This is a genomic window from Paraburkholderia sp. WS6 (assembly GCF_030464835.1).
In the GTDB taxonomy this organism is placed as follows: Bacteria; Pseudomonadota; Gammaproteobacteria; order Burkholderiales; family Burkholderiaceae; genus Paraburkholderia; species Paraburkholderia madseniana.
The window spans coordinates 81818-96572 of sequence record NZ_JALQCK010000026.1; the positions used below are offsets into that span (position 1 = coordinate 81818).

Annotated in this window: 15 protein-coding genes, 1 other RNA gene and 1 riboswitch; of the genes, 9 read left to right on the plus strand and 7 right to left on the minus strand. The window is 62.7% G+C overall.

The features are described 5' to 3' along the window. The first annotated feature begins 64 nt into the window (after positions 1-64). Positions 65-793 carry a DUF2486 family protein gene (locus M0D64_RS27500; protein ID WP_266260028.1) on the plus strand — a complete coding sequence of 243 codons (729 nt, stop codon included), beginning with the start codon at positions 65-67 and terminating at the stop codon, positions 791-793. A gap of 83 nt (positions 794-876) precedes the next feature. On the opposite strand, the gene M0D64_RS27505 is transcribed toward M0D64_RS27500, so the two are convergent. After that, positions 877-1218 carry a c-type cytochrome gene (locus M0D64_RS27505; RefSeq protein WP_154562133.1) on the minus strand — a complete coding sequence of 114 codons (342 nt, stop codon included), beginning with the start codon at positions 1216-1218 and terminating at the stop codon, positions 877-879. A 197-nt stretch (positions 1219-1415) separates the two neighbouring features. Further along, complete coding sequence (gene ilvD, locus M0D64_RS27510; RefSeq protein WP_154562131.1) at positions 1416-3089, minus strand: dihydroxy-acid dehydratase; 1674 nt, start codon at positions 3087-3089, stop codon at positions 1416-1418. Positions 3090-3314: 225 nt separating this feature from the next. Between ilvD and M0D64_RS27515 the strand changes: the two genes are divergently transcribed. Together M0D64_RS27515 and lgt are read left to right on the plus strand one after the other, a co-directional pair. Continuing rightward, positions 3315-4298, plus strand: a complete 984-nt coding sequence (locus tag M0D64_RS27515) for a LysR family transcriptional regulator (RefSeq protein WP_266260030.1) — start codon at positions 3315-3317, stop codon at positions 4296-4298. A gap of 143 nt (positions 4299-4441) precedes the next feature. Continuing rightward, on the plus strand, positions 4442-5347 hold the full coding sequence (lgt, locus tag M0D64_RS27520) for a prolipoprotein diacylglyceryl transferase (RefSeq protein ID WP_171929421.1): 906 nt from the start codon (positions 4442-4444) through the stop codon (positions 5345-5347). A 100-nt stretch (positions 5348-5447) separates the two neighbouring features. Here lgt and M0D64_RS27525 read toward each other — a convergent pair whose 3' ends face one another. The 5 genes from M0D64_RS27525 to M0D64_RS27545 all read right to left on the minus strand — a co-directional run bounded on the left by M0D64_RS27525 (position 5448) and on the right by M0D64_RS27545 (position 7865). Continuing rightward, positions 5448-6179 (minus strand): SIMPL domain-containing protein, encoded by a 732-nt coding sequence (locus tag M0D64_RS27525; protein ID WP_266260031.1) that lies wholly within the window; start codon positions 6177-6179, stop codon positions 5448-5450. Positions 6180-6375: 196 nt separating this feature from the next. Beyond that, complete coding sequence (locus M0D64_RS27530; RefSeq protein WP_154562123.1) at positions 6376-6834, minus strand: EVE domain-containing protein; 459 nt, start codon at positions 6832-6834, stop codon at positions 6376-6378. Between the two features lie 91 nt (positions 6835-6925). Next, positions 6926-7107: non-coding RNA, 6S RNA (gene ssrS / locus M0D64_RS27535), on the minus strand. Positions 7108-7200: 93 nt separating this feature from the next. Beyond that, positions 7201-7512 carry a cell division protein ZapA gene (locus M0D64_RS27540; protein WP_054035122.1) on the minus strand — a complete coding sequence of 104 codons (312 nt, stop codon included), beginning with the start codon at positions 7510-7512 and terminating at the stop codon, positions 7201-7203. Then, a complete protein-coding gene (locus M0D64_RS27545) occupies positions 7509-7865 on the minus strand; it encodes a hypothetical protein (protein ID WP_054035121.1) in 357 nt (118 codons plus the stop codon). Before M0D64_RS27545 ends, M0D64_RS27540 begins: the two co-directional genes overlap by 4 nt. A gap of 207 nt (positions 7866-8072) precedes the next feature. Further along, a riboswitch (cobalamin riboswitch) is annotated at positions 8073-8330 on the plus strand. A 90-nt stretch (positions 8331-8420) separates the two neighbouring features. Between M0D64_RS27545 and M0D64_RS27550 the strand changes: the two genes are divergently transcribed. The 6 genes from M0D64_RS27550 (at position 8421) to cobC (ending at position 14752) form a co-directional block, all read left to right on the plus strand. Continuing rightward, positions 8421-10319 carry a TonB-dependent receptor gene (locus M0D64_RS27550; protein WP_266260032.1) on the plus strand — a complete coding sequence of 633 codons (1899 nt, stop codon included), beginning with the start codon at positions 8421-8423 and terminating at the stop codon, positions 10317-10319. 27 nt (positions 10320-10346) lie between these two features. Then, complete coding sequence (locus M0D64_RS27555; RefSeq protein WP_266260033.1) at positions 10347-11402, plus strand: iron ABC transporter permease; 1056 nt, start codon at positions 10347-10349, stop codon at positions 11400-11402. Then, on the plus strand, positions 11399-12238 hold the full coding sequence (locus M0D64_RS27560) for an ABC transporter ATP-binding protein (protein WP_266260034.1): 840 nt from the start codon (positions 11399-11401) through the stop codon (positions 12236-12238). Before M0D64_RS27555 ends, M0D64_RS27560 begins: the two co-directional genes overlap by 4 nt. A 37-nt stretch (positions 12239-12275) precedes the next feature. Next, the gene (cobT, locus tag M0D64_RS27565; RefSeq protein ID WP_266260035.1) at positions 12276-13337 is read left to right on the plus strand and encodes a nicotinate-nucleotide--dimethylbenzimidazole phosphoribosyltransferase; all 1062 of its coding nucleotides are present in this window, start codon (positions 12276-12278) and stop codon (positions 13335-13337) included. 63 nt (positions 13338-13400) lie between these two features. Further along, positions 13401-14177, plus strand: a complete 777-nt coding sequence (locus tag M0D64_RS27570; RefSeq protein ID WP_266260036.1) for an adenosylcobinamide-GDP ribazoletransferase — start codon at positions 13401-13403, stop codon at positions 14175-14177. Continuing rightward, complete coding sequence (gene cobC, locus M0D64_RS27575) at positions 14162-14752, plus strand: alpha-ribazole phosphatase (RefSeq protein WP_154562111.1); 591 nt, start codon at positions 14162-14164, stop codon at positions 14750-14752. The genes M0D64_RS27570 and cobC overlap by 16 nt, the downstream gene beginning before the upstream one ends. Positions 14753-14755 lie beyond the last annotated feature (3 nt).

A 14755-nucleotide genomic window follows, 5' to 3' on the forward strand; every position in this document is an offset into this window, starting at 1 on the left:
TTGTCGGATGGATTCGACGCGCGCGCGGCCTGCCTCGGCTTGGACTCAAACACGGAGAGCGCGCGTGTCCGATCCTAACGATAGTTCGATCCCGGTTCTGAACGAGATTCTCGTGCCGGGCCATCCTGCCCAGGCGCGCCAGGTGGAGGGTGGCGCAGCGGCGCCGGCTACCCAGCCGGCGGCCGATCCCGCGACTGCGCAAGAACCGGTCCTTACGCCGGAACCCAGGCACGAGCCTGAGCCGGTGCTTGCGCCAGAAACCCTGCAGGCACAGAAGGAGCCGACGCTCGCGCCGGAGCCCGCGCACGTGGCTGAGCAAGCGCACGTGGCTGAGCAAGCGCACGTGGCGGAGCAAGCGCATGTGTCGGAGCAAGCGCATCCGGCCGAGCACGCCCACCCGAAAAAGCGTTCGAGGGCACACCATGCTGCCGATCACCGGCACGGACATGAGCCGGCCTTTGCGTCTGCGGGCGTCTTCGACCGGGCTGAACCGCATGCGCCGATCGAGGCGGGTACGATCGTGCCGCCGGATATCGCTCACGAAGCGCAGCCGCAACCGAATCTTGATGCCGATGTCATCGCCGAACGTCTGCGTGGACGGTTCGCGGGTTTTCTGACGGGCGAGGGGCGCGGCATTATCGAAGCACGTTGCCGCGATGCGTTGCAGGATCACACGTCCTGGCTCGTCAACCAGATCACGCGCGAAGTGGCGCTGGCGCTGGAGACGGAATTGACCGGCTGGGTCAGGGAAGCGGTCGATCAGGAGATCGCGCGGCGCTCGGGCAGCGCCTGATCGTGGCTGGGGGCGTGCCGTTATCCGGGCGCGCTCACCGCTTTCATCAAGCGGGGTTCATTTGAGTTTTCGTTTAAGCGCCGTTATTTGAGCGTCATCACCCAGCTCGCCAGCGTAGCCGCCTGATCGGGCGTGAGTTGCGTATTCGCGGGCATCGGCACCGCGCCCCACACGCCCGTGCTGCCATCCAGAATCTTGTGCTTCAGATAGGTAGCGGCATCCTCGCGGCCGGCATATTTCGAGGCGACGTCATGCAGCGCCGGTCCCATGAAGGGACGTGTCACCGAGTGGCAGCTCATGCAGTTCTGCTGCTGGGCAAGCGCGAGGGCGGTGGGCACTTCCGCGTGCGCCGCCGGACTGCCGGCGCCTAACATAGCGCTCAGCACGCTGGCCGCCGCGAGCGCTGCATACGACATTGATTTCATTCTGGTCTCCGTCGGTGCAGGTGCCCGACTCGTAGTGCATGCATTATAAAAGGAAAGGGGCGCACGGTTTCCCGTGCGCCCCTTTGCGCTTTTTCGTAACTGACGCAGCCGACGTGGCGTCGAGCGATGCTGCGCGTAAGCCCCGGCCAATCGAGGTGAATCGAGGCGGATCAGCGCAGCGTGTGCTTAATGCCCGCTTAGCCCGTCACCGCGCCCTTGTTGGCCGGCAGCGCCAACGCGGAGTACTTCGCCAGCACGCCACGCGTGTAACGCGGCTTCGGTTGCTGCCATGCAGCGCGGCGGCGTTCCAGTTCGGCGTCGTCGATGTTCAGTTGCAGGAGCAGCTTGTGCGCGTCGATCGTGATCGAGTCGCCTTCCTGCACAAACGCGATCGTGCCGCCCACGAAGGCTTCCGGCGCGACGTGACCGACCACCATCCCCCACGTGCCGCCCGAGAAGCGGCCGTCGGTGATCAGGCCGACGCTTTCGCCGAGTCCCTTGCCGATGATCGCGGACGTAGGCGCGAGCATTTCCGGCATGCCGGGGCCGCCCTTCGGGCCGAGGTAGCGCAGCACGACCACGTCGCCGGCCACGATCTTGTCGGCCAGAATCGCTTCCAGCGCGCTTTGCTCGTCGTCGAACACGCGGGCCGGGCCGGTGATGACCGGGTTCTTCAGGCCGGTGATCTTGGCGACGGCGCCGTCGACGGCCAGGTTGCCCTTCAGGATCGCCAGATGGCCTTCCTTGTACAGCGCTTGCTCGATCGGGAAAATCACCTGCTGATCGGCGCGTGGCTTGCTCGGCACGTCCTTCAGTTCTTCAGCGATCGTCTTGCCGGTGATCGTGATGCAATCGCCGTGCAACAGGCCTGCGTCGAGCAGGATCTTCATGACTTGCGGAATGCCGCCGGCCTTGTGCAGATCGGTCGCCACGAACTGGCCCGACGGCTTCAGGTTGCAGATCACCGGCACCCTCTTGCGCATGCGCTCGAAGTCTTCGATGGTCCATTCCACTTCAGCCGCGTGGGCGATGGCGAGGAAGTGCAGCACGGCGTTGGTCGAGCCGCCCGTGGCCATGATGACGGCCACGGCGTTTTCGATCGACTTCTTCGTGACGATGTCGCGCGGCTTCAGATCCTTCTTGACCGCTTCGACCAGCACCCGTGCCGATTCGGCCGCCGAGTCGACCTTTTCCTGGTCCGGATTGGCCATTGTCGACGAATACAGCAGCGACATGCCCATCGCTTCGAACGACGAGCTCATCGTGTTGGCGGTGTACATGCCGCCGCACGAACCCGTGGACGGGCACGCGTTCTTTTCGACCCCTTCAAAATCTTCCTGCGACATCCGGCCGGCCGTGAATTCGCCCACTGCTTCGAACGACGACACGATGGTCAGGTCGGTGCCCTTCCAGTTACCCGGACGGATCGTGCCGCCATACACGTAGATGCTCGGCACGTTGGTGCGCAGCATGCCGATCATGCCGCCCGGCATGTTCTTGTCGCAGCCGCCGATCACGACCACCCCGTCCATCCACTGGCCCTGCACGCACGTCTCGATACAGTCGGAGATGACTTCGCGCGACACCAGCGAGTACTTCATGCCTTCGGTGCCCATCGACATGCCGTCCGAGATCGTCGGCGTGCCGAAGATCTGCGGATTCGCGTCCGCGCCCTTGACCGCGGCGACGGCCGCGTCGGCCAGACGCTGCAGGCCGGCGTTACACGGCGTGATGGTCGAGTGGCCGTTGGCGATGCCGATCATCGGCTTGTCGAAGTCGGCCTTTTCGTAGCCGAGTGCGTAGTACATCGAGCGGTTCGGTGAGCGCGCCACGCCTTGCGTGATGTTCTTCGAACGACGGTTGTATGCCATGGGGAACTCCAATCTGTTTTGTTTTGATCCGTGCTGCGTATGCGGGGCTCAGGTGCTGCCGCAAAGGCTGCGCTGACGCTGCCAATGCGTTGCCGGCGGCGTCGGCCGATACGGCGCTTCTGGTCAGTTCAGTTTAGTTCCGACGCGTTGCGCAAGGGTGCAGTTTTGCGAAGCGCGTGTCCAATATATTATTCAGGCTCGATTAGGTCGTAAAATGTATTAATCATGTTGCCTACGATTCCTGACCTGCGCCAGTTGCGCTATTTCGTGACCGTCGCCGAAGAAAAGCACTTCGGGCGGGCGGCCGTGCGTCTTTCCATGACGCAGCCGCCGTTGTCGCAGGCGATTCGGGCGTTGGAGGAAACGCTCGGCGTCGAGTTGTTTGCGCGCACCAAGCGCTCGGTGGAACTCACGCCGGTTGGTGCTGACCTGCTGCCCGAAGTGCAGCGCCTGCTGGCGAGCGCCGAGGGGCTGCGGCCGCTGGCGCAGAGCCTCGCGCGAGGCGAGGCCGGGGCGCTGTCGCTGGCCTTCGTCTCGACGGCCGATTACGGCCTGCTGCCGTTGCTGCTGCGCGATTTCGGCGTGCGCCATCCACGGGTGCGCCTCGAACTGACCGAAGCCACCAGCGACGTCCAGATCGAGGAACTGGTGGCCGGGCGCATCGACGCAGGCCTCGTGATCGCGCCGCTACCGTCGCGCCATGCCACCCAGCTCTCGTGGTTGCCGATCGCCCGCGAGCCGCTGGTGATCGCGATGTCGACGGATATGGCGCAGCGCGTGGGCCGCGCCGCCGGCTCCAAGGCTGACTCGCACGCGGAGTGGCTGGAAACGCCCATCAGCCTGCGCGACGTCGCCGACGAGCCGCTCGTGATCTTCCCAAGACGTCTGGCGCCAGGCTTTTATGACATCATTATGGATTGCTACGGCGTGGCGGGCCTGGCACCCCGGGTCGGCCAGGAGGCGATCCAGATGCAGACGATCGTGAGCCTTGTGTCGGCCGGGATGGGCGTCGCACTGGTGCCGCAATCGTTGCGTAATCTGCGCCGCACTGGTGTCGTGTACCGGCCGCTCTCCGAATCGGTGCCGGCGATCGAGACGGGGCTGGTCTGGCGCACGGCGGAGGTGAGTCCGGTGTTGGCCGGCTTCATCGAGATCGTCCGAGCGCACGCGGCCACCATGGAGGCGCAGTTCGCGGCGCCTCGTGTTTAGGCGAGCCTAGGTGAGCCGCTGCCGCGAACGCATTGCAAGCGAAACCGTCCAACGCATGCGCCGCATGATGCGCCCACCGCCGGCTGCTACTTGAAACTCGACTAGAAATCCGCTTCTGAACCTGAACTGCCCATAACAACACGATGCTCATTCACCCGAATTTCGACCCCGTTGCCATTCATCTGGGGCCGCTTGCTGTGCGCTGGTATGGACTGATGTACCTCGTTGCGTTCATCGCGGCGATCGTCGTCGGCCGGTTGCGGCTGCGTTTGCCGTACGTCGCCGCACAGGGCTGGACCGCTAAGGATATCGACGACATGCTGTTTTACGGCGTGCTCGGTACGATCCTCGGCGGCCGGCTCGGCTACGTGCTGTTCTACAAGGCGAGCTTTTACTTCGCGCATCCACTCGACATCTTCAAGGTGTGGGAAGGCGGCATGTCGTTTCACGGTGGCTTCCTCGGCGTGACGCTGGCGATGGTGCTGTTCGCCTATCAGCGCAAGCGCTCGTGGTTGCAGGTCACCGATTTCGTCGCGCCAATGGTGCCGACCGGGCTCGCGGCAGGGCGCCTCGGCAACTTTATCAACGGTGAGTTGTGGGGCCGCGTGACCGATCCGTCAGCGCCCTGGGCGATGCTGTTTCCAGGCGCCGCGCCCGATGATGCCGCGTGGCTCACCGCGCATCCGCAACTGGCCGCGCAATGGCATCTGAACGACGTATTCGCGCAATATCACATGCTGCCGCGTCATCCGTCGGAGTTGTATGAGATCGCGCTGGAAGGCGTGGCGCTGTTCTTCGTGCTGTTCTTCTTCTCACGCAAACCGAAACCGATGGGCGCGATTTCCGCGGTGTTCCTGATCGGCTACGGCCTTGCGCGTTTCACGGTGGAATTCGCGCGTGAGCCGGACGATTTCCTTGGGCTTTTGGCAATGGGTCTCTCGATGGGCCAATGGCTCTCGCTGCCAATGATCCTCGTGGGCATCGGGATACTGGTGTGGTCCTATCGCCGTGCGCGGCGTGAACCGGCGCAGACGGTCGGCGCGAATTGAGCGCTACGTTTTATCGTAGTGAGCTGAGTAGCCAATGAAAAAAAGCCACGGCATGCCGTGGCTTTTTTCTCTACAGCAGGACGTCTGCCGTAAAAACGCGTTACTTCATCTGCACCGAGCCCGACACATTGACCGTTACCGTCGACGTGCCGCCTTCGATCGGCACCGGCGCGGATGCCTTAGCATCGGCACCCATTGCACGTGCGCTCATCATCATCATCGGACGGGGCATGACGCCGTTGTGGCCGACGTTGACTTCACGAATCGAATAGCCGTTGTAGCCGAACGCCTGCGCCGAAGAAGCGGCTTGCTCACGGAACGACTTGATGGCTTCACCGGTGAGCTTCTGCTCCGCGGCACGCTGCGCTTCAGGCGACAGCGAGAACTGCACGTTGCCGACCTGCATGATCGATGCCATCTGGCCTGCGAGTTTCGACGCCGCGGCGAAGTCGTGCGACTCGAGCACAACTTCAGTACGGCCGCGCCATGCGGAAATACGGCCGTCACGATCGGTGGACGGGTAGATAGAGAAGGAGCCGGTGCGAGCTGTTACGCCGTTCACGCCCTTGGCTTTTTGCAGCGCTGCGTCGGCGCGCTGGTTCAGCGTGGAGGTGAGCGCGGACGGATCGCTCGCTTCCTGCTCGTAGAACAGCGTGATATCGACGACGTCTTGCGGCACTTCCGAGCTTGCTTGCGCATTCAGCGACAGCACGCCGACGGGCTGATACTGCGTCACGCCTTGCGCGCGGGCCATGGCCGGCGTCAGTGCGAACGCGGCAGGGGCGGCGCATACGAGAGCGAGAGCGAGTGCACGTGCGGTGTTTTTCGTCATTCTTGGACTCCTTGCTTGAACAGGTTGTGCACGATTGGAGCGAACGCCATGCGATGGCACAACGTTTGCGAGTCCGTTAGGCGCTTGTAACCTGAGCTTGGTTCCCTAATTTGACGTTTGCTCAACGTTTGCTTTCATCCGCGCACAGACTTGCGCGTGAAACAAGCCGCAACGGGTCACATGTGCGTATGCAACGTTAAACAAGACGTTTGGTGATGAAGCGCCATTCAGCTTCGGTCACCGGTGTGATCGACAGGCGGTTGCCTTTGACGAGCACACGCATGTCCTTCAATTCCTCATGCTCGCGCAGCGCGGCAAGCGGAATCAACGGGATCTTCTTCTTGAACACCACATCGACGAGTAGCCAGCGCGGCGTTTCCTGCGACGACTTCGGGTCGTAGTAGGGGCTCTTCTTATCGAATTGAGTGGGGTCCGGATACGCGGTGGACGATACCTCCGCGAGCCCCGCAATACCTGGCTCCGGACAACTCGAGTGATAGAACAGCACACCGTCGCCGACCTGCATCGTGTCGCGCATGAAGTTGCGCGCCTGATAGTTGCGCACGCCAGTCCACGGCAACGTATGGTGCGGTGCCTGGGCAAGATGGTCGATGCTTGCTTCGTCCGGTTCGGACTTCATTAGCCAGTAGCGCATGAATCGAATTGAACGTTAAAGGTTTGATACAGCAAGAAAAATCGAGGCCCAAAGAAAAACGGCACCGAACCGAAGTCCGATGCCGTTTGAATAGGTCCCCGCCTTAGCCGCTAGGCCGGCATCCTGAACCGGGGGTTCAGAATTGGTCGCAGTTAGCAGCACTTCGGGTACATCAGACAGAGTGACGCGCACACCCGTGCTACAAATTTCCACAACCGTGCACATGGCATTGGTTCAAGGAATATATGACCTTGGCGAACCAGGCAGGGAAGTCAAACCGATTGAATTCAAAACGTTTGCATGAATCTTTGCTCATGCACCTCGTTTGAATCCGCAGCCGATCTCAGGACCGGCTACAAGATACTTTTACATGCTGTACTGCTGAATCACAGTACCCAGTTGCTCGTTCATCTGGTGCATTGTACGCCGGATTTCTTCAGCGGGAAATGCTTCTCCGTGCCGCACGCTGCTTTGCAGCTTAAGCAGTTCCGATGCCAGCGACAGCGCGGCCATGACGGCAATGCGATCCGTGCCGCGCACGTTGCTGCTATTGCGGATCTTCGACATCTCGGCGTCGACGCGTGCAACCGCTTCAAGCAGCGCGCCTTCAGTTTCCGGCGAGCAGGCGAGACGATAGGGCACGCCGAGAATCGATACTTCGATCTGCTTGGTGGTCATGCATTTTCTCCATGGCGGGTGACGTCGCTCTCCGCTTCTTCCTCATGCGGCGCGGCCTCGAGCAGATCGAGCTGATTGTCCGGCTCGCTGTGCGCGCGGGCCCGCGGCAGTTTTTCGAGGATCGCATTGAGGCGCACCTGTGCATCGTCGATCTTTGCCGACAGCGCGTCGCGTTCCGCCTGCAGTGCATCGCGCTCCTCGCGCATCAGCGCGAGTTCCGTGCGCGTGGCCTCTGCTTCGGCGCGCGTTTGGGCGAGCTGATCTTCGAGCGCGAGCCGCGCTTCATTGTGGCGTTGGCTGATCGTGATCAGCTTGCCGATATTCTGTGAAAGTGTTTCGAGTTCGGTGAGCATCTGCTGCGTCCTCTAAAGACATCGCATTTTAGCGCGGAATGTCGCACGTTCCGACAATTGTCTCGTTTCGAGACGTAACAACATCGCTTTGTGCAGGCTTTTGTCGACCATATGATGAAAAACAACTCATGCATCGGACAATAACCTGCACTTAACAGAACAGTTTGCGCACGGATTAACCATTCTTGACGGACCTGAAGGCCGCTCCTAAACTGGCCGCACTTTGGTGCTCGCGCACGCTTTTCCACAGTGTGCGCAGTTAAACGGGAAGCAGGGCGCGCGCCTCGTCTGAACGCGCTAACCTGCGCTGCCCCCGCAACGGTAAGCGACCGCATTCGTCATGCAGGTCGATCCTGATCGCGTGTTTGAAGCTGAACACGCGAGTGTGCCACTGCGCGTCACGCGTGGGAAGGCGGGATCGATGTGTCGCCAGCCCGGATACCGGCCAGAGGGAGAGGTTCGTTCCCGCGCAAACGTAAAACAACGCGGGCGCCTCGTTACGCATCGGCCCGCGGGGAAGCGGGCCGCGCACGCTATCCACAGGAATGTCATCCCATGCTGTCCCCCATCGCTCGCGCGGCGTTGCTCGCTGTTGCGAGCCTGCCGCTCGTCGTGCATGCTCAAGCTGCTGCTTCTTCTTCGTCGCCCTCTTCTTCTTCTTCTGCCGATACGGGGGCGACCGGTTCGTCACCCGCGGTGTTGTCGCCCGTTGTCGTGACCGCGGAGCGCGGGCCGCAACCGCTCGCCGATGCGATCCCACAGACCACGCTGTTCGATCAGCAGGATATCGCCGATACGACCGCGACCGATTTGCCCGGTCTGCTGCAACTCGCGCCCGGCGCGCAAATTTCGCGCACCGGTGGCCCGGGCTCCACGACGAGTCTGTTTCTGCGCGGCGCGTCGTCGACGCAATCGCTTTTGCTGATCGACGGCGTACGGGTCGACTCCGTGAGCCTGGGCGCGCCGCAACTCGCGCAGATTCCGCTCGACCAGATCGATCACGTCGAAGTGGTGAATGGCAACGTGTCCGCGCTTTACGGCTCCGGCGCAATTGGCGGCGTGGTGCAGGTGTTCACCAAAGACGGCGGCGACCATCCGCCGCGTTTCAATTTTTCGGTGGGCTATGGCAGCTATCACACGCAGACGCAGCAAGCCGGTGTGAACGGCGGGCTGGATAAAGACGGCAACACCACCTTCAGCATTTCGCTCGCGCGCTCGAAAGATGACGGTTTTTCGTCGCTCAATCCGTCACAGGCACCCAACGCGAATCCGAACGCGAACGGCTATCTGAACGAAAGCATCTCGGCTTCGCTGCGTCACAAGTTCAGCGACAAGTGGGACGCGGGCGTCACCTATTTCCAGTCGAACGGCAATAACAGCTACGACAACGCGTACGGTGTGCCGACCGATCTGAACAACCTCTACAGCAAAGTGCGCCAGGTGTCGGTGTTCGCGAACGGCAAACTGACCGACTGGTGGACCACGCACTTCATCGTTTCCGAAGGCGACGACCGCAGCGTGGCGAATACCAACGGCATCTACAACGGTCGCTTCGATAGCGACAATCGCCAGTACACGTGGCAGAACGATTTCGCGCTCGCCGCGCAGCAAAAACTGCAGGTCGGCTATGAGCATCTGGATCAGAGTCTCGACTCGGATACGTTCGCCGCTCCCGACCGGCATGTCGATTCGGGCTTTGTCGGCTACACGGGGCGCTTTGGGCGCAATCAGATTCAGGCCAACGTGCGGCGCGATCAGTATTCCGATTTCGGCGGGGCGAACAGTTACTATCTCGGCTACGGCTTTGACATCACTGAGCATTGGAAGGCGACTGCAAGCTATTCGGATTCGTTCCGCGCGCCGAGCTTCGACGATCTGTACTATCCGATCAGCGGCAATCCGTCGATCAAGCCGGAGCGCAGCCATTCGATCGAAGCAGCGTTGCAGTACGCGTCGAACGCGCTTGGCGTGATGCGTCTTAGCGTGTTCCAGACGCGTTATTCGAATCTGATCGACTACGAGCAGGTTACGCCCGGCATCTATCTGGCCGAGAACGTCGGCCATGCGAAGGTGCAGGGGCTTGAGGGATCGTGGAGCGGCCATGTGGGCAAGACGGACGTGCGCGCGTCGGTAACGCTGCAGAATGCCGTCGACCTCGATAGCGATACCGATCTCGTGCGGCGTGCAAGGCGCTTCGCGTCGCTGGCGGTAAATCGCAGCATTGCCGGGTGGCGTGTCGGCGGCGAGTGGATCGTCAGCGGCGCCCGTGAAGATAGCAGCGGCATGCTGGGCGGCTACGGTGTGGTGAATCTGTCGGCGCGCTACAACATCACGAAGGCGTGGTATGTCGCCGCGCAGATCCAGAACCTGTTGAACAAGGACTATGAAACGGCCTACTCATATAACTCGCCGCGACGCGGTGCGTATGTCACGGTCGGTTGGCAGCAGCAGTGACGAACGTATTTGCATGAGAACGCGCCGATGAACCGTAGCTCGAGCCCGATGTCCACGACCACGTTGCGCGTGATGAGCGCGAAGCGCGCGGCCGCGATCTGGCTCGTGCTCGCGGCAGTCGCGCTGGTTGTGCTGATGGCGTCGCTCGCGTTGGGCAGCGTGTCGCTCGCGCCAGCGCGCGTGTTGGCGGCGTTGCTGCCGTCGCACGCGTCGCATGTCGAGTCCGGCGATCTTGCCGGTGAGATCGTGCGCACGCTGCGTTTGCCGCGCGCGCTGGCCGGCTTCGCGTGCGGCGCGTTGCTTGCGCTGGCCGGTGCGCTGCTGCAAGTGCTGTTGCGCAACCCGTTGGCCGAACCCTACGTATTAGGCGTCTCCGGCGGCGCGGCGACATTCGCGCTGGTCGCGATGATCGCCGGTTGTGCGTGGTGGATCGTCGACGCCAGCGCGTTCGCCGGCGCCTTCGTGTCGATCCTGCTGGTGCTTGGCCTCGCACGCCGTGAGTTGTGGCGAGGCGAGCCGCAGGATACGTCGCCGCGTTTGCTGCTGACCGGCGCGGTGATCGCGGCCGGCTGGGGCGCCCTCATTACCCTGTTGCTCAACCTTGCGCCGGACAATCGGCTGCGCGGCATGCTGTTCTGGCTGACCGGCGATCTGAACGGCGGCGCGATGCCATGGACGGCGCTCGCCGCGCTCGTCATCGTGCTGGTGGCGATCGTACCCGCTGCGCCGCGCCTGAATGTGCTGCCGCGGGGCGACGCCGCCGCGCAGGCACTCGGCGTTGCTGTGATGCCGCTGCGCTTGCGCGTGTATCTGGTGGCGTCGCTGGCGGCCGCCGCGGCTGTGACCACGGCCGGTACGATCGGTTTTGTCGGGCTCGTCGTGCCGCATATGCTGCGGCTCGCGTTCGGCAACGATCAGCGCATGCTGCTGCCAGCAGCGGCGCTCGGTGGTGGTGTCGCGGTGATGGGCGCGGACCTGATTGCGCGTACTGTGATCGCACCGGCGCAATTGCCGGTCGGCGTGATCACGTCGATCGTCGGCGTGCCCGTGTTCCTGTGGATGCTGTTGCGCAGGCGCCGATGATGAACGCACACAACGCCCCGCATTCGGCGCTTAGCGCGCAACGCCTGACCTTGCGTGCGGGCATGCGCACCTTGCTCGACGCGTTCACGCATACATTCTACGCAGGCGAGATCTGGTGCGTCGCGGGCCCCAACGGCGCGGGCAAGACGACCTTGCTATCCACGCTCGCCGGTCTGGCGCAGCCGTCGGCGGGTCATGTCGAACTCGACGGCGTGCGTCTCGCCGACTGGCAGCCATTGCCGCTCGCGCAGCGTCGCGCGCTGATGCCGCAAAGCGCTGCGGACGCCTTTAGCGCGAGTGTGCTCGACATCGTGATGCTGAACCGTTTTCCGCATCTGACCGGCTGGGGTTGGGAGGGTGAGGCCGATCGTGCTGCCGCGCATGCCGCGCTGAACGTTTTGGGACTCGCCGCATTCGCCGCGCGCGACGTGCTGTCGCTTTCGGGTGGCGAACGTCAACGCGTTGCTCTCGCAGGAGTGTTGTGCCAGGAAGCGCCGTTATTGCTGCTCGACGAACCGCTCTCGCATCTGGATCTGCACCACCAGATCGACTGTCTCGAAGCGCTGACCGCCTGGACGCGCGAACCTCGGCGTACAGTGATGTTTTCGTGCCACGACCTGAACCTGGCGCGCCGCTTCGCGACGCATGCGCTGCTGCTCGACGGGAACGGCGGCGCGTATGCCGGACCGGTGCACGATGTGCTGACGCCCTCGCTGACGAGCCGTGCGTTCGGCTATCCGTTGATTCTGATTCGCGACGGCGAGCATGAGGCGCTTGTTCCCGCGCCGCGCTCGCGTCACGAATCGCCTGCGGCGCATGACACGCCGGCAGGCTAAGCGCTTTATAAAAACACTCTCTCTTTTAGAAACGTCTATGACTTCTTTGCCAGGTTTGCCGGAATTGACCGAAGTCGAACCGCTCGATCAAACGCTGCGTGCCGAACTGCAACACATCATCGATACCAAGACCAAGCCGCCCGGCAGTCTTGGGCGGCTGGAAACGCTCGCGCGCCAGATGGGGCTGATCCAGCGTACGACACACCCCACGGTCGAACGTCCGGCGATGATCGTGTTCGCCGGTGACCACGGCATTGCGCAGGAAGGCGTGAGTCCGTATCCGCAAGCGGTGACCGCGCAAATGGTCGCTAACTTTCTCACGGGCGGCGCGGCGATCAATGCCTTGAGCCGCGTCTCCGGCGTCGAGCTCGAAGTGGTCAACTCAGGCATTGCGACGCCGTTGCCGTCGACGGAGGGGCTCATCGACATTCCGGTTGCGGCCGGCACGCGCAACTTCGCGCACGAACCCGCCATGACGCACGAACAGGCACTTGCCGCGATGCAAGCGGGCGCGGCTCGTGTGCGGCATCACGCGGCGCTCGGCACCAATGTGATCGGTTTCGGCGAAATGGGCATTGCGAATACGTCGTCGGCCGCGTGTCTGATGAGCCGCTTGTGCGGCGTGCCGATCGACGAATGCGTCGGACGTGGCACGGGGCTCGACAACGCGGGGCTCGCAAAAAAGCGCAACGTACTCGCCTCCGCGCTCGCGCATCACGCCGTTTCCAATGATCCGCTCAAGGTGCTCGCCACCTTCGGCGGCTTCGAAATCGCCATGATGACGGGCGCATATCTCGCTGCCGCGCAAGCGCGTATGACGATCCTTGTCGACGGATTCATCGCGACCTCTGCGTTGCTGGTGGCCGATGCGTTCGCACCGAACGTCCGCGAGTATTGTGTGTTCGCGCATGCATCGAACGAGGCGGGGCATCGGCGCATGCTCGATCATTTCGGCGCGCTGCCATTGCTTTCGCTCGATATGCGTCTCGGCGAAGGCACCGGCGCGGTACTCGCGGTGCCGCTGCTGCGCGCGGCGGTAGCGTTCGTGAACGAAATGGCCAGCTTCGAATCGGCCGGTGTCGCAAATCGCGATGTGTAATCCGTTATACGAAGCGCTGTTGTACGACGCGCAGTCATTCAGAAGCGTGCGTCCGGCTCACTCATGAATCCGCTCGCTGAACTCCGCTATTTCTTCACGGCACTCGGCTATTTCACGCGCGTGCCGGTGCCGCGCTGGGTCGGCTATGAGCCGCACTATCTGAATGCGGCGGCGCGTTATTTCCCGCTCGTCGGTCTATTGGTCGGCGGATTGAGCGCGCTGGTTTATCTCGCGGCGTTGCATGTCTTTCCAGCGGGCGTGGCGGTGCTCCTGTCGATGGCGGTGTCGCTTCTCGTCACCGGCGCATTTCACGAGGACGGACTTGCCGATTGCGTCGATGCGTTCGGTGGCGCCTATACGCGCGAGGACGCGTTGCGCATCATGCATGATTCGCGCATCGGTGCTTTCGGCGCCATCGCGCTCGTGATCGCGCTAGCACTGAAGTGGCAAACGCTCACCGCGTTGCCGCCGATGCGCGCCGCAAGTCTGATGATTGCAGCGCATGCCGCGAGCCGTGTGTTCGCCATCGGCTATCTGGCCACACTCGACTACGTGCGCGCCGAAGGCAAAGCCAAACCGGTTGCGCAGCGCTTGAGCGGCCCCGCGTTGCTCTGCGCAGCGGTGTTCGGTCTGCCGTTGTTGCTCTGGCCAAACTTGCTGGATTCGCCGAATTGGCGCTTCGCCGGCGTGACGCTCGCCATACTGATGGCGCTGCGCTTTGCATTGGGCCGCTATTTCGTCAGACGCATCGGTGGCTACACCGGCGACTGCCTCGGCTTCGCGCAACAGATCTTTGAACTGAGCATCTACCTCGTGGGGCTCGCATGGATATCGTCCTGATCCGTCATCCTGCCGTCGCGCTCGATTCAGGGGTGTGCTACGGCCACAGCGACGTGGCGCTCGCCGAAGACGTCGAGATATCGGCGAGTGCGCTTGCGTTGAAACTGGCGGCCTTGCAGATACCGCCGCCGCGTGTGTTGATGTCGAGCCCGTTGACGCGTTGCGCGACACTGGCCGCGGTCATGGCGAACGATTTCGGTTGCGCGCTCAGTCACGACGATCGTCTGAAGGAAATGAATTTCGGCGATTGGGAGGAGCAGCGTTGGGACGCAATCGATCGCGAGTTGCTCGACGCCTGGGCGGCTAACTTCGAGCACGCGCGTGCGCATGGCGGCGAGAGCGTCGCGCAATTCGTCGCGCGGGTGCGGGCGTGGTTCGACGCGTTTGCGCAGACACGCGAGTTGTCGCCCGCGTACGTGGTCACGCATGCCGGCGTCATGCGGGTGATCGCTTCGCTGGTGTTGGAGGTGCCGGTGGAAAGCTGTCTGCGCTGGTCGTTGGAGATGGCGGGGATTGTCTGGCTACGCCGGGATGATGAGACGCAGCAGTGGTCGTTGGTGAGGTGGAATGTGTGAGGG

Bases quoted from the DNA above. Each gene is read 5' to 3' on its own strand.
- M0D64_RS27505 (WP_154562133.1), bottom strand. From the start codon at position 1,218: ATGAAATCAATGTCGTATGCAGCGCTCGCGGCGGCCAGCGTGCTGAGC.
- ilvD (WP_154562131.1), bottom strand. From the start codon at position 3,089: ATGGCATACAACCGTCGTTCGAAGAACATCACGCAAGGCGTGGCGCGC.
- M0D64_RS27515 (WP_266260030.1), top strand. From the start codon at position 3,315: ATGTTGCCTACGATTCCTGACCTGCGCCAGTTGCGCTATTTCGTGACC.
- lgt (WP_171929421.1), top strand. From the start codon at position 4,442: ATGCTCATTCACCCGAATTTCGACCCCGTTGCCATTCATCTGGGGCCG.
- M0D64_RS27525 (WP_266260031.1), bottom strand. From the start codon at position 6,179: ATGACGAAAAACACCGCACGTGCACTCGCTCTCGCTCTCGTATGCGCC.
- M0D64_RS27530 (WP_154562123.1), bottom strand. From the start codon at position 6,834: ATGCGCTACTGGCTAATGAAGTCCGAACCGGACGAAGCAAGCATCGAC.
- M0D64_RS27540 (WP_054035122.1), bottom strand. From the start codon at position 7,512: ATGACCACCAAGCAGATCGAAGTATCGATTCTCGGCGTGCCCTATCGT.
- M0D64_RS27545 (WP_054035121.1), bottom strand. From the start codon at position 7,865: ATGCTCACCGAACTCGAAACACTTTCACAGAATATCGGCAAGCTGATC.
- M0D64_RS27550 (WP_266260032.1), top strand. From the start codon at position 8,421: ATGCTGTCCCCCATCGCTCGCGCGGCGTTGCTCGCTGTTGCGAGCCTG.
- M0D64_RS27555 (WP_266260033.1), top strand. From the start codon at position 10,347: ATGAACCGTAGCTCGAGCCCGATGTCCACGACCACGTTGCGCGTGATG.
- M0D64_RS27560 (WP_266260034.1), top strand. From the start codon at position 11,399: ATGATGAACGCACACAACGCCCCGCATTCGGCGCTTAGCGCGCAACGC.
- cobT (WP_266260035.1), top strand. From the start codon at position 12,276: ATGACTTCTTTGCCAGGTTTGCCGGAATTGACCGAAGTCGAACCGCTC.
- M0D64_RS27570 (WP_266260036.1), top strand. From the start codon at position 13,401: ATGAATCCGCTCGCTGAACTCCGCTATTTCTTCACGGCACTCGGCTAT.
- cobC (WP_154562111.1), top strand. From the start codon at position 14,162: ATGGATATCGTCCTGATCCGTCATCCTGCCGTCGCGCTCGATTCAGGG.